This is a genomic window from Roseivirga sp., assembly GCF_049099775.1.
In the GTDB taxonomy this organism is placed as follows: domain Bacteria; phylum Bacteroidota; class Bacteroidia; order Cytophagales; family Cyclobacteriaceae; genus Roseivirga.
Genome location: NZ_JAGDZM010000018.1, coordinates 23,955 through 50,528, shown reverse-complemented (window position 1 = coordinate 50,528; position 26,574 = coordinate 23,955). Strand labels below are relative to the sequence as shown.

Sequence of the window (26,574 nt, the reverse complement as noted above, 5' to 3'; positions counted from 1 at the left end):
CAGTTCATACCTTCGAACGTTGGCACACATTAAAAAAAACAGATAAACGAAGTAACTTTACGACATGAATGGAATATCAATTTACTCGGGAGCAGGCGGACTAGACATAGGGTTTAGAAAAGCAGGTTTTGACATAAAATGGGCTAACGACTTTAACAAATATGCTTGTGAGAGTTACGCAAAGAATATTGGTGACCATATACGCTGCGGAGATATAAACAACTATTTAGAAGAAATTAAAGAACTGAAAAACGTAGACATTGTAATTGGCGGGCCACCTTGTCAAGGATTCTCTGTTGCAGGAAAAATGGACCCAAATGACCCTAGAAGCAAGCACGTTTGGACATTTACTGACGTAGTTGAAATGCTCAATCCAAAAGCATTTGTAATGGAAAATGTAAAAGCATTAGGTACTTTGTCAAAATGGGAACCATTGAGAAAATCTCTACTTGAAAGATTTAGAGAATTAGGTTACTCAACAAATTACGTTGTTTTAAATGCGACTGAATTTGATGTTCCTCAAGGAAGAGAAAGAGTCTTTTTCATTGGATTTAAGGGGAACTCAAAACTAATTCCAGACCTAAAAAAAATGATGGAGCCGTACAAAAAGATGGCTCCAACAGTTCGTGAAACTTTATCAGTACTAGATAAAGCAGGAACAGGAAACAACACAGGAGTTTGCAAAGCAAAAATCACTTTAACTCCGAATCCTGTTTTGAGAAAATCTCCTTTTGCAGGTATGCTTTTTAATGGGATGGGTCGACCTATTAGACTTGACGGATATTCTAATACTCTACCTGCTTCAATGGGTGGTAACAAAACTCCAATTATTGATGACAAAGAATTATATGAAAACCAATCAGGTTGGGTTCAAGAGTACCATTCAAAAATCATGAACGGAAGCAAACCAAGTGAGTTTAAAGAAGCTCCTGAAAGGTTAAGAAGACTTACTGTAGAAGAGTGTGCACTAATCCAGACATTTCCATTTGACTATGAATTTTGTGGTTCACAATCTTCTAAGTTTTGTCAAATTGGAAATGCAGTACCTCCAAACCTTGCAAAACATATTGGGAAAATGGTAATGGATTGCCTAGTTAATGAAGTCATTGAGAACATGATAATTAATTTACCATATCAATTAGAAATGGAAGTAAATGGCTGAAAATATAGACAAATCAATAGCAGAAAAAACTCTACTTAGTGCCTTCAGAAACAGATGCGCTAAAAATGATGAAATTTCAAAGGCGGTAAAAAAAGTGCTAGGCGGCAGCCATAAAACTTACAAGTACGTATTGGTAAATGCAATACTTGCAAAAGCGTCAAATTCAAATATCGACCCTCTAGCTTTACAAGCAGGTGCTCCCTTAGACGGAGCTTATGATGCTCGTAGTTTATGTCACCAAGTTCTAGTACCATTCGAACGTGATTTTCTTCAAAATGCACTTGGTGGTTCAAATGAACCTTTCTTGAACAAGCCAGCGAGATTTACTCATTTATCAAATGAAAATGCCGTAAGAAAAGGTAGAGACAAAGAAACTTTAGACCTCTTAATTACTACTCTGCCAAAAATCAACTCTTCAAAAGACGCAAAAGAATATCTGTCTTGTGCCCTTGAGTTCCTAAACAAAAGAATAGAAGAACTAAAAGTGCTTAATGAAAGTGAGATAAAGTATAATCCTACTCTAGTCGAGATTTATGAATTCATTTATCGCTTTATAGAAAATTCGTTTGAAGGTGAAACTACAGCAATTGTTGTTGGGACTTTAGAAAAAATATATCACTCTAGACAAAAAGGAGAGTTCAAAGTCATTGCTCATAAAGTAAATCAAAGTGGTGCTTCCTCAAAAGAAGTTGGAGATATTGACATTATCAAAAACGAACAGTTCCAATATGCTGTTGAAGTAAAAGATAAAAACTTCACAGCTTATGATTTGGAACACGCTTTTAGTAAAATCATTGAAAGTGGCGGTAAAAAGGGAGAGTTCGTCTATGGTCAAAATGCAGCCTTTGATGAAGATGTTATTAAGGCTAAACTTGACAGCTTTGAGAGTAAAGGTTTCATGACTCTTTTCATGGACATATATAGCTATTCTCGTTTCATGTTGTTTAAGTCTGATGTTCTAAATAAGCAAGAATTCATTGATTGCCTAATGCAAACTGCGATAGAAATAAACTCTAAGGAAGCGGTAAGAGAAAGTATACAAAACCTGCTTTCTGAACTGAATTGGAAATAAAAACGTGTGCCAACAAAACCTATAGTGCATACCCTTCGGGATACGCACCATAGCCAAACCGTTGGGATTAATGCCCCGCTAGGGACATAGACTTCCGCTGCGCTCCCAGCCTATTCATTAATCCCAACGTTCGAAGCAAATCAAGCTCCTAAACTATAACTCCTCACAGATTTTACACCAAAGCACTAATACCCAACATACGGTATAAACCATGAACAGCTTGAATTGTCAACTGATCTTATTCCCGGAATATGCAAAATCAACAAATTCAATCGTATCTTAAGTCGCAAACAAATAGTTCAAAACAAGCACTGTGCTAGAGGACAGGCTAACATTTTGATATTCCTCCATAATTCACAGTTCATACCTTCAAACGTTGTGCTTAATTTCAGAAAATGGGAAAAATTACCACAAGCAAATTAATGAGTTGAACTTTTGATAATAGAAATAGAGAACATAATTATGAAAGAAATACTTGAAGAATATGCTTTGATTGCTCAAATCATATCAGCCCTTGCTGTTATCATTTCATTGATTTTTGTTGGATTACAAATAAGGAGTAATACAAAAGCAACACAAGCCTCAACTTTTCATGAGATTGCGGCCCTAGATATTCATATACTTCTAAGTTTAGGTGCTTCAAAAGAAGCATCAAGAATAATTTCAACTTTCCGAATGAATCCGGATGCCTTAACCGAAGAAGAACGTAATCATGGGTTTCACTTATTTGCTGCGGAAATAAGGCACGTTGAGAATCTATTTTTGCAGAACGAAAACAAAATGTTGAGTAAAAAAAATTGGGAATCTAGAAAATCATTGGTAGATGGAATGGTACTAACCTCTGGCTTTGGAGCACTTTTAGAAAGTCCGAATAAACAATTTTTTGACGGCACTTTTATTCACTACGCAGAAAGTTTAAGAAAAGAGCACTTAAAAAAGGATGACGATTTTGAAAATAAAAACTAAGAACAACAATGTATATAATCCATTAAAACGGCTCATATACTAAACGTTGTATGCCATTGGAAAAAAGAAAAGCCCACCACACGTTCAAGCACATTTAATTTTGCTCGTACCTCACAAAATCAAAAGAGCTTTCACTTCCCCACCGCCACCCAAATTAATAATTCAAATATTTGCCAGTGATTTCATTTACTGGCGTTTTTTTGATTTCTAATATCCGCCAATTATTACTATCTTTGGCATAAATTAGATTTGAAATGCCGAAAATCATTGAAAATAGACTCCTAGAGGAATTTAAAAACAGAGATGCTTTTTCAAGGGAAGAACTATTTGACTTTTTTAGGTATTTCGAACCAGACCTTAAAGAAGGCACCTTTGGTTGGAGAATATATGACCTGAAGAATAAAAACATCATCAAATCTATTCAAAGAGGGTATTACACTATATCATACAAACCCAAGTACAAACCGGAGATTTCTGGAGAAATTTTAAAACTCGCCAAAGTAATTTCTGAGCGTTTTGAAGATGTAAAACATTGTATTTGGGATACTCATTGGATAAATGAATTTGCTCAACATCAATCAGGCAAAAAATTAATCATCATTGAAATTGAAAAGGATTTTATTGAATCACTCTACTATGAACTAAAGGACAACTTTAGATTTGATCTTTATCTCAATCCAGATGAAAAAGCGATTGACTTTTATATCTCTGAGAGTCAAAAGCCTGTCATTATAAAAAAACTAATCACTAGATCGCCTATTTCGAAAAGGACAGAAAAGAGAACTAAATTCTACACTCCCCTACTAGAAAAAATATTAGTAGACCTTTTCACAGAAAACAAACTGTTCTATTTCTATCAAGGTGCAGAATTGATGCACGTGTATGAAAACGCTTTAAAAAACTATACACTTAATTACACAAAATTATTCAGTTACGCCAAACGTAGAGACAAGGAACAAGACATTAAGCAATTTATGACCAACAATATGTATCATCTAGTAAAAGATATAATAGAATGATAAAAGAACATTGTTTTACAGATGAGTGGCTAGACTCCTTCAAGAAACAGAAGGAACACAAACGTATAGACAAAGCTATTCTAGAAAAAATGATCTTTGCATTGCATTTGCTTGAGCGTATTAAAGCAAATGGGCTTGAATTCACCTTTAAAGGTGGTACCAGTTTAGCTTTGCTATTGGAAGAAGGAAATAGATTTTCCATTGATATTGACATCATCTGTAATACTGATAGAGAAGCCTTAGAAACAATATTGAACAAGGTTATTGATTCATCAAACTTCAAGTCATTCGAACTAGACGAACACCGCAGTTATAAGGAAGGTGTGCCAAAAGCACATTATTCTTTTGCCTTTGATTCTGCAACGAAAGGAAAATATTCTGGGACCATTCTGTTAGATGTGTTAATTGAAGATTCTATATATCCAGCATTAACTGAAAGACCTGTTCAAACCAAATGGATTGAAACGGAAAACGAAACAATGATTGTAGTTCCCTCTATTGATGCTATTACAGGAGATAAGCTTACAGCCTTTGCTCCAAATACTGTTGGTATCCCTTATTTTAAAGGAAAAGACCAACAACCATTCTCAATGGAGGTTTGCAAACAATTATTTGATTTAAGTAAACTCTTTGAAAGAATAGAAAATATGGAGATTGTTGCTCAAAGCTTTGAAGCCTTCGCCATACAAGAAATTGAATATCGTAAAACTGAAAAATCAGACTTAACTACAGAAAAAGTACTGCAAGATACGATAGACACTTGCGCAATTCTGGCTAAAAAAGGAAAAGGCTCAGCAGATGAAAAACAAAAATTCACTGAACTGCAAAAAGGCATAAGAGCCTTCGGTACAGGTTTTCTTATGAATGGGAATTTTAGGATTGATGATGCTGTGCCAGCAGCTGCAAGAATAGCTTACCTATCTGTTAAGATTTTGCATAATGAATTATCACCAATCGAATATTACAAAGGGCAAGACATAAAAGAATGGAATATTGAAAATCAAGAATGGAATTTCTTGAATCGACTTAAAAAACAACCAGATAAATCAGGTTTTTACTATTGGTACAAAGCCCTAGAAGTAATGAATTTGATTAATTAAGATAAAAAAGACGCTGAATAAATGTTTGAACAAAGCTTTAAAAACATAGGCGACATACTACATAAAGATGCAGGATGCGGAAGTGAATTAGATTATGTAGAACAAACCTTTTGGGTGCTGTTCTTAAAATATTTAGAAGACCTTGAACAAGACAAAGAAGCCGCGGCTTTATTGTCGGGGAAAGAGTATACGAGACTCATAGAACCAACCTATCAATGGACAACTTGGGCAGCTCCTAAATTAGCTGATGGTAAAATTGACCACAATGCGCAGACAGGTGATGATTTACTAGACTTTGTAAACAACGAGCTGTTTCCTTATCTCAAAAAGTTCGAAGCAAATCAAGCTCCTAAACTATAACACTTCACAGATTTTAAACCAAAGCATTAATACCCAACATCCGGTATAAACCATGTGCAGCTTGAATTGTCAACTGATCTTATTCCCGGAATATTCAAAATCAACAAATTCAATCGTATCTTAAGTCGCAAACAGATAGTTCGAAAACAAGCGCTGTGCTAGAGGACAGGCTAACATTTTGATATTCCTCCATAATTCACAGTTCATACCTTCGAACGTTATGCACCACTAGGATGAATGAAGATAGGAATTATCCCAACGTACAAAGAGATTTTCGGTGATAACCCGCCTGAATTCAAAAATCTAATTGCAGGAGTACCAACGAAGCTTATAGTGGGGCTTGTCTCTGTAATGAACGGAGAACTCTACCTAAATCAATATGATCTCAGAACGCATCTGAAATTGTTGCACTTTCTTCTCCAACGACAAAGCAAAAACATGCAAGAAGAAATTCATCACAAAATAGCGCAACAGTTTGGGAGAAAGGGAGTTGATGACTTTTCGATTTTTTCAACTCACCTTAATCTTCAGTTTCTTCACCTTTCATTACTACATTATCATGAAGACGAGACATTTGAAGATACTACGCCTGAACAAGAATTAAAGATTTTCAAAGCCTATCTGGTATCTACAAGCCAACTTTTTGGTCAGATGGAAATTGATACTCAAACAGATTCTCCACTTGACTACTTTAGAAAAAACACTTGGCCAATTATGATCGGCCAATTCATGTTAAACCACCCTTACAACTATTTTCTAGCAATCGTCAAATCAAAGTGCTTTTTTGACGCCTTGGAATTTGAAACTGAATTTGGACAGTATGTTAGGAATTTTACAGAAAGGTTTCAAGATCCTAATTCATTGACTTATATATTCAGATTTGCCAATACTCTTCAGTTGTCACAGAAAAGGGATCAGACTAAACGATTTTCACCATTCTCCATTAAGTCAGATTCACAATCAATTCCTTTCTTTGATGAACTCGTGATTGACCTGAAAAAATACAATGAGACTTATTCTGAAAGCAAAGGCAATTTCACGGGACTAAAAGAGAAACCTCTCTATAAAGTCAGTGAAAATTCTTACGTGATAATGAACTGGGATTTCTTAGCTCGAAAGGTCTATGATGGTATGCTATTCGACTTCTACAATCAATCTGGAATTTCGAATGAAAGAAAGTTTCTAAAATTTCCTGCCTTTAAACAGTTTATCGGGGAAAATGCAATTGAAAAATATCTCTTTCGCAGGCTGATAAAGGGTTGTTTTAAAAATAAGCACGTCATTATTGAATTTGACAATGGTAATTCTTCTGGGCACCCTGATGCCTACGTCCGGCTAGGTAAGAAAGTATTCCTTTTTGAAATCAAGGATTCATTATTTCCTTCCAAAATCATCGATTCTGAGAAATATGAGCTTATTAAATCAGAAATTGATAAGAAGTATAATACTAGTCAACCTAAGAAGAAAGGTACTCATCAACTACTTAGCCAGATCAAGCAGCTTTCCAGCAAGCCTTTTGAAAGCAAGTCGTATGATGAACTGAAAATTAAAAAACGAAACTTGATCATCTATCCAATAATCATCTACACCGACCCTCACTTTGATCTCCCAGGAATCGGAAGATACTTAGATGAGGAATTTAGAACTTTAGTGGAATTTGAGGGACTAGATCAAGTATTTGAGAAAATCAAAAACCTAACCTTTCTCAACATAGATTTTCTCGTATCTCACCTGAATCAACTTCAAAAGAAAGATACATCACTGGACAAATTGATTGACGCTTCATCACTTGAACTGACTAAAAGAGAAAAGAGATTTAAAAGAACTAATAGCACAGATGATCTTATGTTACTGAATGATAACTTCCATAGCCTAACTTCGAAATACTTGGGAGAATTCGAGTCAGATGGAGATTATGTGAAAGTACTTTTTGATGAACTGAAGCTTAGCAGAGGTCTATGAATCGAAAGGTACATAACAGGCGCTAAACCCAATCGGCTTACTTAGTTGTTTGCAAAAGGCATTGTGAACAGATACTTTTGAGATATTTCAAAGGCTAAGCCGACTTTGCTTAGCTGAACGTTGGGATTAATGCGCCTCGAGGGGCATAGACTTCCGCTGCGCTCCCAGCCTATTCAGTAGGCTGTAGTTTTCCCTTATTCCAATACGTCCACAAGCAAGTTGTAATATCTAATCGCAATAAATTCAGCTCCTGCTTGATTGTAGTGAACTTCATCTGCCAAATGAGAGTCATTAAATCCAGTAAACATATCAACCGCAATTACTTGTGAATTTGTGGTTGTTTGGTCTGTTGCAATCCTCAGAACATCTTGGCGCATTTGATTAAAGGCATTAGTGAATTCCGTTGTCATAAAATCAGAACGTCCTTGCGCAGGTTGTTCAATAATGATAGTCACATTCGGATTATCTGTCTGTAAGGCATCAATAATTGCATTGATGTTTGATATCGTTTGGTTGTAATCTTGTCCATCTAAAATATCGTTTCCGCCTGGTGAACTAAATAAAACAATATCAGGAGCACCTGTCTGGTCTAACCAATCATTTAGTCCGTTCAAAATTTCTCCAGAAGTTGAACCACCTCTACCCTCATGGTCTATATCAAAACTCATAGCATTGAATGCTGGATAAGTAGCCTCATCAGATTGAGTTCCAATGAAATCAAAAGTCCAATCATTTTCCTTCAAATCTTTCCACAGTTCGTAGCGATAACTTTCATATTCAGGTCTTGCTCCTTCAACTCTTGAAGCGCCTAAGGGAAGTATTTTATTTATTGACGTGCTCTGTGGTTTTGGATTTGTGTCATCATCTTTTTCACAAGCGGTGAGCATCAAAATCGATAGACCAATAGTTAAGTACTTTAATGTGGATTTCATTCTCTTATTTTTCACCTATTAAGTGTTGTTATTGATTATTAAATACCTCCTTTAAATGTTGTTCTAAACGATGAAAATCGTTTTCAATATTCCCGTTTTTCATTACGTCAAAACAGGCAAAAGTTGGCAGCTTTTGCATTCCAAAAAATTTGAAATTCATATGTTGAGGGAAGAATAAATCGTCTATGCTCTTTCCTTCAAAAAAATCATCCGAATCATTAAATGCCTCTTCTGGCGCATTGAAAGTGAGCGATAACATATATTTAGTATTCTTCAAAAGGCCTCCACCACCATAATTTTTCTTAGGCGCTTCTGCTGTTCTGCCATCATTCTGACTCATTTTACCAAACATACCTGCTGTGTATACCTCGTCCATATATTTTTTGAAACTCCAAGGCAGCCCCATCCAATTAGTCGGTGATTGTAAAATGACTATATCTGCCCAAGTATGTTTGTCTACCTCTTCATCCGCATTCCAGTCATCTTTCATGGTTGTGGTTTTTATTTCAAAACCCATACTCTGTAGATAATCTCCTATTCTTTTCGCAATTTCTCTGTTCAATTCACCTTTAGCGAAAGGGTATTCTTGATGCCCGTTTATTATTAGTGCTTTTTTCATTATTGAAATATTTAAAATTTTTTAATTAAATCGATGACGCATTGAATGCTAGATAATTCAGTACGGTAGATGCTATCCAAAAAAGAGAAAACACAATACCTACATTACGCCCATTTTTGGATACCCTAGGATGATGCCCCAAGAATGGAATACCAGCTTGATTGGCATTAACCAAAGCAAATAGTGCAGACATTAACACGAACAACAGGTGAATGGTATGTCGTTCGGGTAAAGACAAACCCATTGCATAAATAGACGTTACGAACATAGCAATGAACGCTAATGCGCCTTGTCTTTGCTCAAACAGCAGGATGAAAATGTAATCTTTAGCAGCAGTCTTTTTGGCTTCAGGAGCGGCAGCAATAGCAGCATCGAGCATACTTAACTGCTCCTTTTCATTGATGGACTTCTGTTTGTTTGGCAAGCCAGGTGCAAACACGGGCAATACCAAATTCACCACCCAACTTACCCAAGTGGGCTTGATGACCTCCACAGCATGCACGGCTGCTGGAGCTAAAGATAGGGTTAACCCTAAAATTGAAATTGTTTCTGTACTCATTTTTGTTGGCTGTTTATAAAATATTACTTTTGTTTCCGAAGCAAAAGTAAATAATTACTTTGGAAACCGAAGTAATTATTTAAAAATTTCCAGATTTGGATTTCAACTTTGATTACTATGAACCAAGAATTTAGATGCGACTGCCCAGTTACTTCAGCTATTGATATTTTAGGGGATAAGTGGGTACTGATAATTATCAAGCAGATGCTGATAGAAAGGATGGAAACATTTAAAGATTTTACAGATAGTGATGAAGCCATCTCTACAAGTATTCTCACTTTGAAACTCAAATGCTTGGAGTCCTATGGACTTGTAGAAAGAAAAAATCATCCAACCAATAAGAAAACTAAACTTTATCATTTAACTGAAAAAGGATTATCACTTGCACCTGTTGTGGTGGATCTAGCTATTTGGAGCGACCAAAATTTAAGAGAATTCAATCCAATCATGAGACAAACTGATGAGCTTGAATTCATGAAGAGCAATAGAGAAGGTGCTATTAATGCACTTAAAAAGAACTATAAAGAAAAACTGGCTAAAACACAGTATACGAAATCATAGCACCCAGTGGGATGCTGTACTTCATATACTAATCGTTGGGATTAATGCCCCGCGAGGGACATAGACTTTCGCTGGGCTTCCAGCCTATTCATTAATCCCAACGTTCGAAGCAAATCAAGCTCCTAAACTATAACACTTCACAGGTTTTAAACCAAAGCACTAATACCCAACATCCGGTATAAACCATCAGCAGCTTGAATTGTCAACTGATCTTACCTGCCTCTCGGCAGACAGGTTCCCGGAATATGCAAAATCAATCATTTCAATCGTATCTTAGGTATCAAACAGATAGCTCGATCACTAAAACTGTATTAGAGGCAAACTAAACATTTTGGTATCCCTCCATAATTCACAGATCATACCTTCGAACGTTGGGCGTTATATAAATGAAACGAAACAGACTAATCATATTAATCTTAGGACTACTCTTATTTCTGACAGGAATTTGGGCTTATCCGAAAATTGACCAATTCTTCAAAGTCGACAGTTGCTTGGATAAAGATGGAAGATGGAATTATGAAACTAAAGAGTGTGAATTTGAATCTATAGAAGATGGTTCAGTTTCGGAAAAGACTGACAGCTTAAATGGTTATAATCAACTTGCTGACGAGCAAGGCAGAAATATTTATATTATTTCAGAGTATAACACAGATTTGGAAAGTAAAAATATTAACAGACCTGAAAAGTCAATAATCACCAACCCAACTGTTGATACTACAGAATTGTTCAAAATTTGGACATTAGACCCTGACGGACCTCATGCAGACTTTTGGTTTAAACCGACAGAATTTTATATAGTGGACTATGACGGAGATGGAGCAATGCCATACTTATTGAATCGAGACAGCCTCACCATATTTTACAATGACTTTATCCAAAAAGGAAAGATTGTTTCGGTAAGTAAGGACACTTTGAAAATTCATTGGAACAATACAGAGAGTCCGACTCAATATTTAGAATGGAAAAATTAAAAATACTGTGTACAACACTGTATATAGCAAATAGAGATTCCTGTGGTTTACGAAAGCCCAGTACTATTTACCAACACCGCCACAAGCCATATCCAAACCGTTGTAGGTAATATGAAAAAGAACATTCCACATATACAATTTGATGCTGCTAGAAGCGAAAACTTTGGGTTTGAAATTCTTCCCATTGAAAAAATTGCTAGAGAAAAGGAAAAATTCAATCACGATCCTGAATTACCACATCAGCTCAAATTTTATAATTTGATCTTTTTTACAAGTGGTTCAGGCAAACATTTCATTGATTTTAATTGGCACCCGGTACAAGAAAATAGTTTAGTCTATCTGACAAAAGAGCAAGTTAATGCATTTGATTTTTCAGGTAACTTAAATGGTTTCTGTATCATATTCACTGAGCAATATTTTGTTAATTGCTTTTCTAATTTGCCTGAAGATTTTGTGTTTAGATTGTTTAACCCACAATTATTTTCTCAAATTTTAAAAATCCCAAAACAATCTGATTTCAGAACTTATTTCAACCTGCTACAACAAGAATTTAGTGGCAACGAATCATTCAATCGGAAAACAATTATTGAATCCTTGTTTGTTATTCTTGTTTCAAAAGCTGAAGATTTAAAGCAGAATCAAACCTTTGATGTAAAGGATAATTCAAACATCAAAGTGTTTCAAAAATTTACTTCTTTAATTGAAACACATTTATCAAAGAGTAGAAGTGCTGATTTCTATGCCCGAGAATTAACCATCACATATAAACACTTAAACGTAATCTGTAAAGAGCTGGTAAACAAAACAGCTAAAACCGTAATTGACGATTTTATAATTCTTCAAGCAAAAAGAAATCTAATTAATTCAAACCTAAAGGTTACAGAATTAGCTTATAAATTAGGTTTTGAAGACCCGACAAACTTTTCGAAATACTTCAAAAAGCATACAAGTTTAACCCCAAATTCCTTCGTAAAATCAATTTCAAAATAGAAAAGGTTCGATTTTAACCATTATTCTTCCGTTTTCAATCTTTCAGTATCACAATAGCTGTTTCACCTTTGTATCAAATAAAAATCAAGGAAATGAAACAAATAGTCCTAACAGTTGCAGCAGCACTTTTAATAGCTTCTTGTGGAACTAAACAGAAAGAGTCAAAAACAAATAACACAGAAAAAATGGAATCAAAAAAAGAGTTAACAAACAAAGAAAAATCATCCGCATTACTAGAAAGTCTTGAGAATGGAGACAAATCAACCATTGCGTATATTAATCCAACAAACTATAAACAGCACAATCTTGGTGTTGCTGATGGTTTAGAAGGTTTTGGAGCCGTATTACAAAATGCGCCAGAAGGTGGTTTTAAAGCGAATGTTGTACGTTCTTTTCAAGATGGAGGCTTCACCTTTTCGCACACTGTTTATGATTTTTTCGGACCAAAAGTTGGATTTGATATATTCAGATATGACAATGGGCAAATTGTCGAGCATTGGGACAATCTTTCTCAAATAGCAGACGTAAATCCAAGTAGCCGAACTCAAACAGACGGAAGTACTACTTTAACAGATTTGGATAAGACCGAAGCTAATAAAGAAATAGTCAAAGATTTTGTAAATACTGTTTTAGTAAATGGTGGTTATGACAAAATGGGAAATTACTTTGATGGCGACAACTATATTCAGCACAACTCTATGATTGGAGATGGACTATCAGGATTAGGTAAGGCTCTTGAAGAAATGGCAAAAAATGGAATTACAATGGTTTATGAAAAAAATCATATTGTATTAGGAGAAGGTAATTTTGTACTTGCAGTAAGTGAAGGGCAGTTTGCTGGAAAACATACTTCTTTTTACGATTTGTTCAGAATTGAAAATGGAAAAATTGCTGAACATTGGGATGTAATGGAAACTATTGCTCCTGCTACTGAACATAAAAACAGTAACGGAAAATTCAACTTTTAGGTAAAAAAACTACCTACAATAATGTATAAAAGCAATAGCGGTTCGGGTGCAAACTCGAACCGTTTTTATATTTAAATAAGTATCTTAAAATCGAAAAGCAAGGTGTTATTTACTCTTTACGTTTTTTATCAAGACGTTAACTACAATAAAACAGAAGTTAATAATCCATAGAATTTGAGAAGAGCTTATGTCAACTAATGATAAAAATAAATCTAGATTCTTTCAAGGACTGGTTGACATTGGTGCTAATTATAACTCTTCGAGTACTGAAATCAGATATTTACGTGTAACGAATATTGCATCCATTTTAGGAGCAAGTTACAATGCAATTTGGATGCTAATTGCATTTTTTCTCACAGACGCACTGGTGATTTACGGGAGTAATGCTTTGTTGGGATTGATGTTTCTCATGGCGTTAATGTTTAACAGGAAAGGGTGGCGGATCATGGCTTCTATATGGCTTATCCTGGCATCTTATATATCCGTTCTCGTGTTTCTTTATTTGTTGGGATATTCCTCAGGCATTGCAGTCGTTTGTTTCCTAATAATTATTCTGCCATACATGACTTTCCCCCGAAAGGCAAGGAATATAGCCCATGGCTTTAGTATTTTGGCTTGCCTAACATTGATTGTCGTTGTAATGCTTCAATCAAACATAACTGGTCATGTTGGCGGACTAGATCCACACATATCACAGATAGTTAATATCGGCATTACTGGATTCATTTGCCTTATACTCATCTCCAGTATGTCTGTGTTAATTGATAAATCAGAGGAATCGTTAATGGCTGAACAGAAAAAGTCAGATGATCTTCTGCACAATATTCTTCCAGCAAACATTGTCAGGGACTTAAAAGAAAGTGGTAAGACAATTCCTAAAAGACACAAGAACATCACCGTTCTATTCACTGATTTTGAGGGGTTTACAAAACTCGTAGCATCTATACCGGCAATCACATTGGTCAATGAACTCAATGATATTTTTGGTCGTTTCGATGAAATAATGGAAGAAACGGAAGTTGAAAAGATTGAAACAATTGGTGATGCATATATGGCAGCATGTGGCCTTGATAAAGAAATGACAAATCATGCTGCAAACTGCATTCGAGCAGCACAAATCATGCTTTCCTATCTTGAAGAGAGAAATAAAAGCCATGAAATAAAATGGAGAATGCGGGTTGGAATACATTCGGGAACGGTAGTAGCAGGTGTTGTAGGCAAAAAGAAATTTGCTTACGACCTTTTTGGAGACACGATAAATACTGCCAGCAGAATAGAATCAACTGGTGAAGCAGGTAAAATCAATATATCTTCATCCACCTATGAACTGATTAAAAACGAGTTTACATGTCTTTCTCGTGGAAAGATCCATGCAAAGGGAAAAGGGGAATTGGAAATGTACTTTGTAAAATAAACTGTAGCTAACATGGTGTATAATGCCTACCCTTCGGGATACGCACCATGCACAAATCGTTATCATCAATTAAAGAATTAAACATGAAAAAGCTGAATTACTTATTCCTTTTATTGTGTATATCATGCGGAGAAAAAGAAGTGACTAACCCGGTTGACTTTTTAATTGAAAACGCAATTCCAATTAAGGATATTTCAAAATTGAATCAGCAGGTTTATGAGGAGATATCTGATTACGACATAATAATGGTTGGAGAAATGCATGGGACAAAAGAGCCCGCCGAATTTGTCTATGGACTATGTGACCTCATAACTAAATCTGAAAAAGAAGTTGTCTTAGCCTTAGAAATCCGTGCTTCACAGATGGAAAACTTATCAAATGAGATGTCAATTGCCGAATTAAAAGAATTGGATTTCTTTCGCAGAGAAAATTTTGATGGTAGAAATGGTGTATCAATGCTTGATTTAATCTACAAAAGCATCCAAAATGAAAAAATCATTCTAAAATTCATTGATAATTCTTACCCATCCTCACCCAGAGATTCATCCATGTATATGGAAATACGTGACATACGTAATACACACCCTGACAGCAAAATAGTGACACTAACAGGAAATGTACATAATTCAATTGCGCCTCGTTTTGATAAAGAAAGAATTGCAGGATACTTGTTTAAAGATACTATCAATTTCGATTCAAAAAAGATCATGTCAATTGACCATGCATTCAGTGAAGGCAGTATGTTCAACAACGACGGCACAGGAATAAAAATTCGAGATATTGATAGAAAAGAAAACATTTATAATACCACACTTTCTCACGAAATGTTCTTGTGTGAGAAATTTCCTGAAGAACAAAATCGGTACACACATATTTTATATACCGATAAAGTAACTGCTTCAGGTAAAATTGAAAAAGATGATAACAATAGATAAGAAGTAATAGCTCCCTCGTCACTACTACTCCTATCATTCACCGTTAAAACCGTCAATATATTTCAGGGTGGAGCGCTCCTTATCGGATAATTACCATTTTACCGAAACCATTGTCAAAGGCTCTGCTGTCTTTTCCAGTGCCTCTTTTACCAATAGCACTTCCATTGCTATTCTGTATTTGCACACGGTAGAGGTAGGTTCCGTTGGCTAGTTGGTCGCCATATTCATCTCGACCATCCCAAGCATATTCTGAAATGTTACTACCAATTCTGATAGGACCCAGTTCTGCTTGTGTAATTTCTCTTACCAACTTACCAGATACGGTAAAGATTTGAATTTTAATCTGATCTGGAATTTCATTTCCTGTTAAGGTAAATACAAATCGAGTACTAGTAGAAAACGGATTGGGGTATGGATAAAAGTTGGTTACCGTTGACGCATTTACAACCTCGAAGTTAATTTGATAAGGACCAATTCCTGCTTGGTTTCCTGAAGCATCCGTTGCATTTACTTGTAGCTGATATGTAGCATCTTCTAAACCTGACGGTCTGTATTGAACTGTGAAATTTTGGTTTTCCGATGCTGGTGTAAAAGTTACCTCAGGATCAGAAAAGTTCACGCGCTCTGGTAGGCAACCTTGGCACACTTGACCCAGCATGATTTCGACGCCGAGCGTATCCGTTTTGAAAATAAACCTATTGTTATCTCGTAGTTCTACTTCTATGAGTGGTTCGGGCGATACAATATCTCCGTCAATGATATAAATGCCGTCAAAAGTCACGTCCATGGCGGGGTTAACATCATCACGCTGCACATTAAAAAATGACTCTAGTCGAATGACATTATTACTTGTAAACTGCTCTATTTCATCACCTAGGTTGACTACAACTTCTAAATCATTCAGTCCAACTCTACCCCCTGTCGCAATTGGTAGACTAAAATTAACGGATTGTCCTGAAGCTACTGCTGGAATCTGTGCTGTTTCTGTGGTTTCTTCTCTCGTATTCTGATTGGTCAAGGTATATCGAACATTCAATGGCCCTTGGAAATCATATTGAGAAATATTAGTAAAGCGGAAATCAGCCACAAATGGCTCACCCTCTTGTAATTCAATATCTTGGTTCTGATCGTTTTGCAGTGATATAACACCTTCAGGAACTCCAGTATAGCTAACCGACCATTGGTCGAGTTGCGCTGGTGTAGCAGATACTCGATCTACCATATTGACAAATAGCCTCACAAAGGGATACTCCGCAGGATCTACACCGCTTAAGTCTAGATCATTTACATCGTTGAGCGTAAACAGCGTTACTTCTGTTCCATCCAAACGCCTTCCACGCACTTCAAAATTAATCTCGTCTGAAGGCTCTTCTAAAACGCTTTTGGTGAGTTGCCCCCACTGACTAACCGGACCGATAATTGGTGAGAATACGGTTCCACTATCTGTACTGGCACTTATTGAAGTAGAAAAAGAGATCTCCGTATCAGAAGCGTCCAGTGAAGCACCCGCCGCAACACCTGTAATCAGTTGAGCAGTACCTTGAGCACGACCTTTTTCTCCAAAAATGATTAAAGGCTCGCCAGCTGCCGATGGTAAACCGCCTTGACCAACTCCTATTCTACCCAAATCAGCAATCGTTTCTGCGTCCCAGCCATAATTAATGGTTCCTAAAGAAAACAAGAGGACAAAATCCCCATCATTAACACCATTCATATACTGCCTTAACAGTCTGTCGTCACCAGAAGTATTTACATCGTTCAATGCGCCATTAGTAAACCTATTAATCACCTGTGGGGTAACCCCACAGCTTAGTGGGTCTAGGATGTCAAATTCCTCTCCGGGTGTTCTTACAATCAAGTACGGCCGTCCACTATCTTTGTCAAAAGCTATGGCCAACATGGCATCAGGAGAACAGGAGCGGTTTGAACCGCTAGAAAACATTGATCTACCGTCTATTTCTATCGTCATATCAAATGGTCGGCCTCCAAGCGGATGATTACCGCCATAAGTGACTACTTCAATGTCAGTCGCCGTTCCATTAAATACCCAATTACTATTTTCTTCATTTTTACTGACTGAAGAAAGGCTCAGTTGTTCGAATTGATCGAAAGTCGTTTGTGCCCAACCTTCTCCTCCATTTTCTAGGAAGGTAAAGGTTGAATTTGCCCATGGTTGTGGGTCTGCTAATAAATCTTCTTCAAAAATTGACCTCCAATAGTATCGGATCGTATCATTTACAGTTGCAGGTAGCAAGGTCACATCCCAAGAGGCTAATCCTTTTCCGGCCAAAGTTGTAGTTTGTTTCCAAGGGCTATCAAATGTATTTACGGTATCTAACTCAACTATATAGGTCTTATCATTCACCTTTAAATCAGAAGATTGCACAACGAGCTGTGTACTGGTTTGATTAAAAGTGGCAAAGTTAGCAGGTGCTGTATTGAAGGTACCGGAGGAGGTGAAAAAGAAACTAATTTCAGCGCTGTTGTTTAATTCACTTCCTTCTTCTATACTATTTGAAACATCTAGAAAAACCTCAAACTTGTTTTCACCAAAAACATCAAGTCCTTGGTTACTGATTTGATAGAAAACGGTATCTCGATTTCTAACCGCTGGCACTTCTATTTCCGGGAGATCTAATATTGTACCGTCTGACAAGGTTCTTCGAACACTCACCGTTATAGGATCAGTTGTGGTTCTACCTGCATTATTCACAACCACGCCTAGATTGAAAAACTGAGTAGCGGAAGTGATCGGTTCGTCATTGATCGACTGGCGGAAAATATCTTCTTCTCTTACGATATAATCTACTTTATCATGACCAAAAATCTTTAAGGCGGGATCGCCTTGCAATACCGTTTGTTCAGCCGTGGCAAAATCTGCTTCGTCTGGCAAGAATCCTGAAATCTGTTCTGCAATTACTTTTTGCTGAATAACTCCTACCGACTTGGTCATGAAGAGCGTGTCAGACATTGCCTTATAGAAATTCTCGGTATACTCCTCTAAAACATTGGGGATTCCAACATCGCTATGGGAAATGAAATTCACGGCTCCACGACCCTGAGCCGCCAACCAGTTTTCTCCGAAAGAATTGAAAAAGAATATCTCGCCTCCACGACAGCCATTTACCAAAAAGACCGGATACCTACCACTATTATTATAGCCATTATTCGAATCTGTTACATTGCCAATATCTATATCAGTAAATGTAGATGAGGAATGGCCGAAGAATGTTACGAAACCTGTTCCTCTATTGATCTGATCTGCTATATTGAAATTTTGAACAGCATTGTTATTCTGCTTCGAAATATTGGTTACATCAGCTCCAAGAAAATCATCCGTTACAATCTCTTTAAACCCTTCTATAAATGATCTAAATCGATTCAGTTCATCTGTACTTAAACCACCGCTAAGCTGTATAAAGTTCTTTGTCCAAGGTGAGTCTTTCAGAGTGGCTTCTTTCTCTTTTACTTTGTCTAAGTAATAGGCCACATTTTCCGGATTCACCACCGAAAGTCGTCCTACCGGAAATGCTGGATAGTGTTCAGTTCCATCTAAACCCTCCACATACATAATATCTGAACCTGGTGCACCCATTGTAGGCACTAACTCCCTTCTAGAAGTTGCTAAAGGGTCGGAAAGCCTTTGATTTCTACGGTCTACTCGGCTCGATTTCCCTAGGATAAAAAGGTATTCGGGGGTGCCTTGTGCATACGCTTGAACCATATATCGGCGTAAAGCAAGTGGTGTATATTCCCCATAACCAAACTCATTAATCAGATCGGGGAAGTCAGCATAGCCTACATTGAAAGAACCACCTTCAATTGATTCTCGATAGTCAACATATGCCTGAACGGGATCGTCATAAAAACCAGAAACTTCTTGTTTCAAGTAAGGATGGGATACTATATAGTAATTGAAAGCAGATAGGTCTTCGAACTGGAATGTCACAGGTTCTACACTTGCATCAACAATTTGATCGACCTTTTTCAATAACAGTTCTTTACCATTTGCATCATTGACAATGCCACCAGTAAATGTATTGGCCGAAACGGAACCACCGATGCGAATTGGATTCTGATAATCAGTTACGTCATAAAGTGCTACCTCTCCGTCTACATTGGCTATCTCTATGCGCTGGCTACCGGTAAAAGGGTCTAAATAAATACGTTTTTCTTGTGCCTGTGCGTCAATTCTTTGTGGGAATGTAAGCTTGATATGACTCACTGCTATTCTACTGTCAACAACACCATCGACTTCAAGTGATTCCGTTCTTACAATTAGTCGACCATCGGCGATGTCGGACCATTCAAGCTGAAAATTAATAGTGATGGAATTATTCCTATCAAATTCAACTTCACTTCTTATTACTCTTAAATCATCTGTGGTTGGCCCAACAAAAACGGAAGTTTTATGGGCTACATTATTAAAGCCAACAATCTGCATGGAAAGCTGTGGTTTTCCATTGGTTTGATCTTCTAGAATAATTCCGTTAAGGGCTAAGTCGAGGAAATTTAAGTCTCTTGAAACACCAAAATCACTTCTGATTATTTCTCGGCTCATAAACATCTGACCAAGATCATACAGTGACCTTTTCACTTCGCCTGAAGGGTTACTCAAAGGGTAATACTGACCGAAACTGAACCTGCCAGTTTGAAGGTTTAAAATCTCTTGGCTATGTAAGTTGACTAGGGGAAAAGAAGAAGGATCAACATTGTTTGACTGCATCCTTTTTCCGGCAACGGAACCTTCTGTTAAGAAAAAGGCCGTTACGTCAGAGAAGAGGTTATAATATTGGTGAATTTGATCCGAAGCTCTATAAAACAATTCGGCATCTTGAGTACCATCATTTCTTCTGCCATAAAATTCTATATAATCTCCAGCATCGAAACTACCATCACCGCCATCGACAATATGAATCGCTACTTCTTCACCTCTATGAAAAAGCTGAAGGTTGGTTAAGTTTATTGTCGTTATATCCATTCCGGCGGCCTGTAAGGCTTCTGGGGAAATCCGATGAATTGTATTCAAAGAGGTGTTAATCTTATAATAGCTCTGACTATAATTAATCCATTCATTGCCTCTTGCCTGACCTAACACTAAGGCCGGAAGACACAGAAAACCAATAAAGAGTAAAAGTCTATTTATCATTATCGATATTCTTTTTCCTAATTCTTCTTTTGTTTTTAGAATAAATGGCCGCTAAAGGTTCAAGAGAGTATGTTATTGAAAAAACATGTGAATATGGCGACTCAGCAACATTGCCGATATCTGTAAGGGCATAGTCAATTGTAAATTCGTCTAACTGAATACCCATGCCCATATTTGGCTGAAAAGTCCAAAATGTCGATTCAGTAAGGTCGTTTCCAGTAGTAAAGTCTTTCACACGTTGAAAATTCCCCATACCCATTCTCAAGAAGAACTTATCCTCATAGTCAAATTCAAAACCAAAGGACGGATCGATAGACGCGATTCTGTTAGGAATTAGAACATTGCGTCTACCATCAAAGCTAAAGGTCAAATCCGTTGAAGCTAGCATGTCAATCTTTGAATTGATGACAAAGCTTCTGGATGCCCCTACAATCATTTTGGGCAGTGTAAGTTCTAAGGAGTTTCCAGGTATTTCATTGTTAGTTTGGTTGAAAGAGTTTCTAAGCCGTTCTCTATCTATAGTCCAAGAGTTGAAAGTTGTGCTGATATCGCGCACCATAACTCCAAAATTCCAATCATCCACGCGATATTTCATAGAAGCATCTAGGCCAAAGCCCCAAGCTTTTGCAAAGGCCCCAATAGATCGTCGAACCACTTTAAAGTTTACCCCAAAAGTTAATCCACCACCCTCAGCAAAGGTTTCACCTCCTATAAAACTCACCCCTCTTGCATATGAAAGCACCAAAGCGACATCGGATGTACTGAAAAAGTCAATCAAACTGTAATCAATTCTTCCTTGGTCGTCAAAAAGCAAGCGAGTATCAGGTATATCATCAATCCCCAAACGAATCAATGCAATCCCCAAATGGCTATCCGTATCGATGGCAATGGCAGCTCCTAAGTAGTCATAGTTTGCAACTCCTTGAAAATAGGCGGCATGCTGAAACGAGAATTGGTAGCGATGTTCTATATCAGTAAGGGCAGCCGGATTCCAATAGGCCGCCGTAACATCATCCGCTACAGAAGTCATAGCATTGGACATGCCAAGTGCTCGGGCTCCTACACCTATTGAAAGAAACTCATTGCTATACTTAGGAGTAGACTGAGCAAACGCTGTCTGCGACAACAAAACCGTCATCAGCAATGATCCCCATAAAAATTTATTGAATGTCTTTATCACGAGCTTTATAGCCACTAGTACACGTCAAAAACAAATATACCTACTCCAAAGAAAGGAATTTTAGATAACAACTTATTTAATGCCAGAATATTTCCCAAAAAGGTATTCAAAAGTCGATTTAAAGCAGCTTTTGGTCGTACAGCAAACACATATGTAGACTACATGGTAATATTTTTTCTATAGTACTATGCAACACATAGTACCTTTTTACGTATGTTTGTATCACAAGGTCAATATCTTAAAATGAAAAAGAGATGAATTTAGAGAACACTCAGGTACAAATGCGGAAGGGAATCCTCGAATTCTGTATTCTGAAGATCATATCCAGAGGTGAGGTCTACGCTTCGGATATGCTAGGGGAATTAACATCTGCCAAGATCATGGTGGTGGAAGGAACATTATACCCACTATTGACTCGGCTTAGAAAAGCCGGACTGGTGGATTATAAATGGGTCGAGTCAAATTCTGGGCCTCCTAGAAAGTACTATACCATTACTGATCTAGGGCTTGAATTTGTAAACAACCTAGACAACACTTGGCAAGAACTTGTAAAGTCAACTTCTCAAATCATCTCAAATACTAAGTAAGCGGTCATGAAAAAGAACATAAGCATAAACATAAGCGGCATCATCTTCCATATAGAAGAAGACGGTTATGAACGATTTAAAAAGTACCTCGATTCAATTAACCGATATTTCGCATCCTATGAGGATAGCGAGGAGATTGTTGCAGACATTGAAAGTAGAATCGCCGAGCTTTTCCTTGAAAAGTTAGACGACGGTAAGCAAGTCATCTCCATTGAAGACGTAGATGTACTCATTAATACAATGGGGCAAATCTCTGACTTCGAAGCGATGGAAGAAGAAGCTGACTTTTCTAAGCAAGAACCGGTTTCTGACAATGCTCAAACGGAGGAAAAAGAAAAATCGAAAAAGGAGAAAAAGAGAAAAACCACAAATCAGAACAGCACCACCCCTCCGCCAAGACGTTTGCAAAGGGATAGTCAAAATCAGGTATTAGGCGGAGTTGCTGCAGGTCTAGCACATTATTTCAAGACGGACCCTATTTGGACGAGAGGTGCTTTTATAGTGTTTACGCTAACAGGTTTATCTCCACTAGTATATATCATCATGTGGATCGCAATTCCAGCAAATGATGCTTTAGTGGAACAAACAACTGTTAAAAAACTCTATCGAAACCCAGATGAACGAGTTTTAGGCGGGGTAGCTTCTGGTTTAGCCAACTATTTCAAGGTCGATTCGATTGGCGTGCGGATAGCTTTTATCTTGCTCACATTCGCGGGTATCGGAATTCTAACCTATATAGTTCTCTGGATTATTTGTCCGAAGGCTAATTCAATTACCGATAAAATGCAGATGAAAGGTGAGAAAGTAACGCTTTCAAACATCGATTCTAGTATTAAGCAAAACAAAGAGGAAGAGTTAAATCCTAAGGGTGAAAATGCATTCACTACTATCCTATTGTTCCCTTTCAGGCTGATAGGCAAGGTATTTAGCTTAACGGGAAAGGTCTTAGCACCATTATTCCAATTTATTGGAGCTGCCATTAGAGTATTTACTGGCGGAGTTATCGCCATAACGGGTATTTCTGTAATGTTCTCCCTTTTGGTTACTGCTGGAGTAGTTTTAGGCTTATATAATGGTGACTGGTTTATTTATGGAAATGAGGCAGAATACTTCCCTTATGAAGTATTCACGAATACCTTCCCAGAACTAGGCTTGCTATTCGTACTGATTGCCATTTTCATACCATTCTTGTATGTCTTTATCGCAGGTATTACAATCATCGCGAAGCGCAAAATCATGAGCGGTTCTGTTGGCTGGAGTATCCTTGGTATATGGATGATTGCCGTAATCGGAACATTTGCAATCCTTCCAAACATAATTAGAGACTTCAGTGAGGAAGGTTATTATGAAGAAGTAGAAGCCGTAAATATTCAAGCAGATACACTGTTCATTGGCATCAATGATTTCCCAGCATACGAATATGATTCAAGACGTTCGCGAAGAAGGTTTAGAACGGACGATCCAAACGAATGGACAACTGAATTTACTGATATTGATTTAGAAGCAAGTAAAGATGACGCTTACAGCTTGAAGAAAAGATTTCGAGCTAGAGGTAGAGATCCGAAAGACGCCGATTTCAATGCACAGGATGTAACGTACGGTTACAAAGTAGAAGAAGATAAAATTCTATTCGATCCACAAATGAGGTTTAAGCCAAGGGCAGAATTTAGGTTTCAAGAATTGGACGCTACTTTTTACATCCCTAAAAACGTGCCATTCAAAATTTCAAGAGAGCTGAGAGATATTGTGAACAGGTTTAGCTACAGATATACTTGGCGTGAGACTTATCTCAACACCTGGATGTTTAATGACTCCGGGCAACTCGTTTGTTTAACTTGCGATAAAGATGATTATCAAAGTTCGTCAAGATATGATAACGGCGACTATAGCAAAACGATAGCTGTAGATGCTTTTACTGGACTAGACGTTTGGGAAAACATGGAAGTAATCATTACCAACTCTGATTCCTATGAGCTTGTCTTGGAAGGGCCACGATCAAAAGTTGAAAAGGTTTTTGTTCAGGTAGCAGGCGAAGAACTTAAAATAGACGAAGATGGATCAGGAGGAGATTGGTCAAATGTGAAAGTTTACATTAAGTGTCCTCCACTAAAGTCGATAGACCTTCAAAATGGTGCTACAATAAAGTATGCACCCAAAGAAAGTGGTTTATTGGTTCTGAAAATGTATGATAAATCGAAAGCAGATATCAGTGGAAACTTAGATGAATTAGAGTTATATATCACAGATAATTCGCGAATTGACTTAACTGCTACAGTGAAGAACATGAAAGCCAGCATCATAGAAAAAGGAAGGCTTTATGCCTATGATTCCAATGTGGAAGAGGCTGAAGTTAGCACCTCTTCGGAAGGCAGAGCAAGACTAAATGTTAAAGGCTACTTAATTGCCGAGGCAGGGGGGCTTTCCTCTATCCGATACAAAGGAAATCCTCAGCTCGAAATCAGAGATGAGAGCAGAACTGCTACCATAAGCAAATATTAATTTCCCCGTTCAAAGAGTCGCCTTTCCGGCGACTCTTTTTTATTCCATTCATTTTCAAGCATTTGCGCTTTCACCAAGCGCATTTTTTTTACCATTAGAAATTATTTTTCTAGTTGGATGCAACCGAATTTATCAATCATACATCTACCTTGTGTAGTCAACCAAAAAATGCTTCAAATTAAAAGGTCAAAAACTGAAGACAAGCTTCTCGAAGGATGCCGAAAAGGTGATCGGAAAGCGCAAAGGGACTTATACGAAAAGTATTCACCCTTAATGTTTGCGGTGTGCCGTAGGTACATCAATGACACTGCGGAAGCTGAGGACGTTTTGGTTTGTGGATTTACAAAAGTGTTTGCGAAAATAGATCAATTCAAATCTGAAGGAAGTTTTGAGGGTTGGGTTCGCAGAATTATGGTCAACGAAGCACTTTCATACATCCGCAAAAATAAGAGCATGTATATGGAAGTAGAAATTGAAAAAGCTGATAGAGAACCTGATTATCGTCAGATTCAAGATCAGCTGGAAGTTGAAGATCTTCAAAAACTGATCGATAGACTTCCGAGCGGATACAAAACCGTTTTCAACTTATACGCCATAGAGGGCTTTTCACACAAGGAGATAGCCGATAAACTGGGAGTTAGTGAAAATACTTCTAAATCTCAGTTGAGTAGAGCAAGAGGACATTTACAAAAACTCTTGATCGAGGCTGAAGATTTTTTGAATGATAAATTATTAAGACATGAAGGGTAACAAAACGGATGATCTTTTCCGCAATGGACTTGGATCACATAAAATAACGCCACCCTCAGCTGCTTGGGATAAGATTGAAAGTCAACTCCCAAAAAAGTCTAAGAAGGGTATATATTTTTGGATGAGTGTAGCAGCTTCTATCCTAATAGTTCTTACTTCTGGATGGTTATTAATTGGTAACAATAACGCCAACCTTTCATCAGGTTTCGAAGAAAAGCAAGCGAGTATTAAACCCGCCATTGTTGAGGAGCCTTCGGTAGATAAGAAAGACGACAAACAAGAAGAAATTCAACCAGCCATAGAAAAAGCTACGCCTGCGCGGCAATTGGTGACAAAAAGCATGTCGACAGACCATAAGCCACAGGACAACTTACCTAAAGACGATAATAAGGTGCCAGTTTCTACCATTAAGATGACTGTGAGCCCAAGTCTTCAGGCAAATAGCATAGATAATATAGAGAAAGAACTGACGGTTCCTCTACTAATCGATCGCATTGAATTTGATTTAAATACACAGCAAGCCTTTATAGCAAACAATACTTCTATAACGAGTCTTGCGAACGATATCGAAGTAAACTTAAATAGCTATATCAACAGTTATGAGATTATGACAATGGAATCGGCTTCTAAACGAAAAAGATTCAGCCTACTCTCTGGAATTGTCAATGTGGCCAAAGGGGTAAACAACAGTAAAATAGCCTTTTCCGAAATCAGAAAGTCGAAAAACGATTTCTTTAACAATGACCTAAAGTATGGGACTAACGCTGAAGAATCAGAAGACATTGATGAGGATTTGAATCAACAATAAAATATCAACTC

Annotated in this window: 22 protein-coding genes; 17 read left to right on the top strand and 5 right to left on the bottom strand. The window is 37.2% G+C overall.

What is annotated here, in order from left to right; all coding sequences use genetic code 11:
- The first annotated feature begins 64 nt into the window (after window positions 1-64).
- The 7 genes from JXQ92_RS19015 (at window position 65) to JXQ92_RS18985 (ending at window position 7,641) form a co-directional block, all read left to right on the top strand.
- Window positions 65-1,162, top strand: coding sequence for a DNA cytosine methyltransferase (locus JXQ92_RS19015; protein WP_421988235.1), 1,098 nt, complete (start codon window positions 65-67; stop codon window positions 1,160-1,162).
- Complete coding sequence (locus tag JXQ92_RS19010) at window positions 1,155-2,234, top strand: restriction endonuclease, SacI family (protein ID WP_421988234.1); 1,080 nt, start codon at window positions 1,155-1,157, stop codon at window positions 2,232-2,234. The genes JXQ92_RS19015 and JXQ92_RS19010 overlap by 8 nt, the downstream gene beginning before the upstream one ends.
- A 462-nt stretch (window positions 2,235-2,696) precedes the next feature.
- Window positions 2,697-3,200, top strand: coding sequence for a hypothetical protein (locus JXQ92_RS19005; protein ID WP_421988233.1), 504 nt, complete (start codon window positions 2,697-2,699; stop codon window positions 3,198-3,200).
- A 254-nt stretch (window positions 3,201-3,454) separates the two neighbouring features.
- Window positions 3,455-4,219 (top strand): DUF6577 family protein, encoded by a 765-nt coding sequence (locus JXQ92_RS19000; RefSeq protein ID WP_421988232.1) that lies wholly within the window; start codon window positions 3,455-3,457, stop codon window positions 4,217-4,219.
- Window positions 4,216-5,319, top strand: coding sequence for a nucleotidyl transferase AbiEii/AbiGii toxin family protein (locus tag JXQ92_RS18995; protein WP_421988231.1), 1,104 nt, complete (start codon window positions 4,216-4,218; stop codon window positions 5,317-5,319). The genes JXQ92_RS19000 and JXQ92_RS18995 overlap by 4 nt, the downstream gene beginning before the upstream one ends.
- A 21-nt stretch (window positions 5,320-5,340) precedes the next feature.
- Window positions 5,341-5,679, top strand: coding sequence for a type I restriction-modification system subunit M N-terminal domain-containing protein (locus JXQ92_RS18990; RefSeq protein WP_421988230.1), 339 nt, complete (start codon window positions 5,341-5,343; stop codon window positions 5,677-5,679).
- A 237-nt stretch (window positions 5,680-5,916) separates the two neighbouring features.
- Window positions 5,917-7,641 (top strand): hypothetical protein, encoded by a 1,725-nt coding sequence (locus JXQ92_RS18985; RefSeq protein ID WP_421988229.1) that lies wholly within the window; start codon window positions 5,917-5,919, stop codon window positions 7,639-7,641.
- 194 nt (window positions 7,642-7,835) lie between these two features.
- Here JXQ92_RS18985 and JXQ92_RS18980 read toward each other — a convergent pair whose 3' ends face one another.
- From JXQ92_RS18980 to JXQ92_RS18970, 3 genes are read right to left on the bottom strand one after another with little or no spacing between them, the layout of a single operon-like run.
- Window positions 7,836-8,573, bottom strand: a complete 738-nt coding sequence (locus JXQ92_RS18980) for a GDSL-type esterase/lipase family protein (RefSeq protein ID WP_421988228.1) — start codon at window positions 8,571-8,573, stop codon at window positions 7,836-7,838.
- Window positions 8,574-8,601: 28 nt separating this feature from the next.
- A complete protein-coding gene (locus tag JXQ92_RS18975) occupies window positions 8,602-9,192 on the bottom strand; it encodes an NAD(P)H-dependent oxidoreductase (RefSeq protein WP_421988227.1) in 591 nt (196 codons plus the stop codon).
- A 25-nt stretch (window positions 9,193-9,217) separates the two neighbouring features.
- Window positions 9,218-9,751 carry a hypothetical protein gene (locus JXQ92_RS18970; RefSeq protein ID WP_421988226.1) on the bottom strand — a complete coding sequence of 178 codons (534 nt, stop codon included), beginning with the start codon at window positions 9,749-9,751 and terminating at the stop codon, window positions 9,218-9,220.
- Between the two features lie 117 nt (window positions 9,752-9,868).
- Here JXQ92_RS18970 and JXQ92_RS18965 point away from each other — a divergent pair, with 117 nt between their 5' ends.
- The 6 genes from JXQ92_RS18965 (at window position 9,869) to JXQ92_RS18940 (ending at window position 15,590) form a co-directional block, all read left to right on the top strand.
- The gene (locus JXQ92_RS18965) at window positions 9,869-10,312 is read left to right on the top strand and encodes a winged helix-turn-helix transcriptional regulator (RefSeq protein ID WP_421988225.1); all 444 of its coding nucleotides are present in this window, start codon (window positions 9,869-9,871) and stop codon (window positions 10,310-10,312) included.
- 386 nt (window positions 10,313-10,698) lie between these two features.
- Window positions 10,699-11,283: a hypothetical protein gene (locus JXQ92_RS18960; RefSeq protein ID WP_421988224.1), complete on the top strand. Its 585-nt coding sequence runs from the start codon at window positions 10,699-10,701 to the stop codon at window positions 11,281-11,283.
- 111 nt (window positions 11,284-11,394) lie between these two features.
- Window positions 11,395-12,273 carry a helix-turn-helix domain-containing protein gene (locus JXQ92_RS18955; RefSeq protein WP_421988223.1) on the top strand — a complete coding sequence of 293 codons (879 nt, stop codon included), beginning with the start codon at window positions 11,395-11,397 and terminating at the stop codon, window positions 12,271-12,273.
- Window positions 12,274-12,341: 68 nt separating this feature from the next.
- Window positions 12,342-13,241, top strand: a complete 900-nt coding sequence (locus tag JXQ92_RS18950) for a hypothetical protein (RefSeq protein ID WP_421988222.1) — start codon at window positions 12,342-12,344, stop codon at window positions 13,239-13,241.
- A 187-nt stretch (window positions 13,242-13,428) separates the two neighbouring features.
- Entirely contained in the window at window positions 13,429-14,655 is a 1,227-nt protein-coding gene (locus JXQ92_RS18945) for an adenylate/guanylate cyclase domain-containing protein (protein WP_421988221.1), read from the top strand.
- A gap of 83 nt (window positions 14,656-14,738) precedes the next feature.
- Entirely contained in the window at window positions 14,739-15,590 is an 852-nt protein-coding gene (locus JXQ92_RS18940) for a hypothetical protein (RefSeq protein ID WP_421988220.1), read from the top strand.
- A 79-nt stretch (window positions 15,591-15,669) separates the two neighbouring features.
- Here JXQ92_RS18940 and JXQ92_RS18935 read toward each other — a convergent pair whose 3' ends face one another.
- Window positions 15,670-20,739: a C25 family cysteine peptidase gene (locus JXQ92_RS18935; RefSeq protein ID WP_421988219.1), complete on the bottom strand. Its 5,070-nt coding sequence runs from the start codon at window positions 20,737-20,739 to the stop codon at window positions 15,670-15,672.
- Window positions 20,729-21,919, bottom strand: coding sequence for a PorV/PorQ family protein (locus JXQ92_RS18930; protein WP_421988218.1), 1,191 nt, complete (start codon window positions 21,917-21,919; stop codon window positions 20,729-20,731). Before JXQ92_RS18930 ends, JXQ92_RS18935 begins: the two co-directional genes overlap by 11 nt.
- A gap of 254 nt (window positions 21,920-22,173) precedes the next feature.
- On the opposite strand from JXQ92_RS18930, the gene JXQ92_RS18925 reads away from it, so the two are divergent.
- From JXQ92_RS18925 to JXQ92_RS18910, 4 genes are all read left to right on the top strand, one after another.
- Window positions 22,174-22,506, top strand: a complete 333-nt coding sequence (locus JXQ92_RS18925) for a PadR family transcriptional regulator (RefSeq protein WP_421988217.1) — start codon at window positions 22,174-22,176, stop codon at window positions 22,504-22,506.
- Window positions 22,507-22,512: 6 nt separating this feature from the next.
- On the top strand, window positions 22,513-25,005 hold the full coding sequence (locus JXQ92_RS18920) for a PspC domain-containing protein (protein ID WP_421988216.1): 2,493 nt from the start codon (window positions 22,513-22,515) through the stop codon (window positions 25,003-25,005).
- A gap of 168 nt (window positions 25,006-25,173) precedes the next feature.
- Window positions 25,174-25,755 carry an RNA polymerase sigma factor gene (locus JXQ92_RS18915; RefSeq protein WP_421988215.1) on the top strand — a complete coding sequence of 194 codons (582 nt, stop codon included), beginning with the start codon at window positions 25,174-25,176 and terminating at the stop codon, window positions 25,753-25,755.
- Window positions 25,745-26,563, top strand: coding sequence for a hypothetical protein (locus tag JXQ92_RS18910; RefSeq protein ID WP_421988214.1), 819 nt, complete (start codon window positions 25,745-25,747; stop codon window positions 26,561-26,563). The genes JXQ92_RS18915 and JXQ92_RS18910 overlap by 11 nt, the downstream gene beginning before the upstream one ends.
- Window positions 26,564-26,574 lie beyond the last annotated feature (11 nt).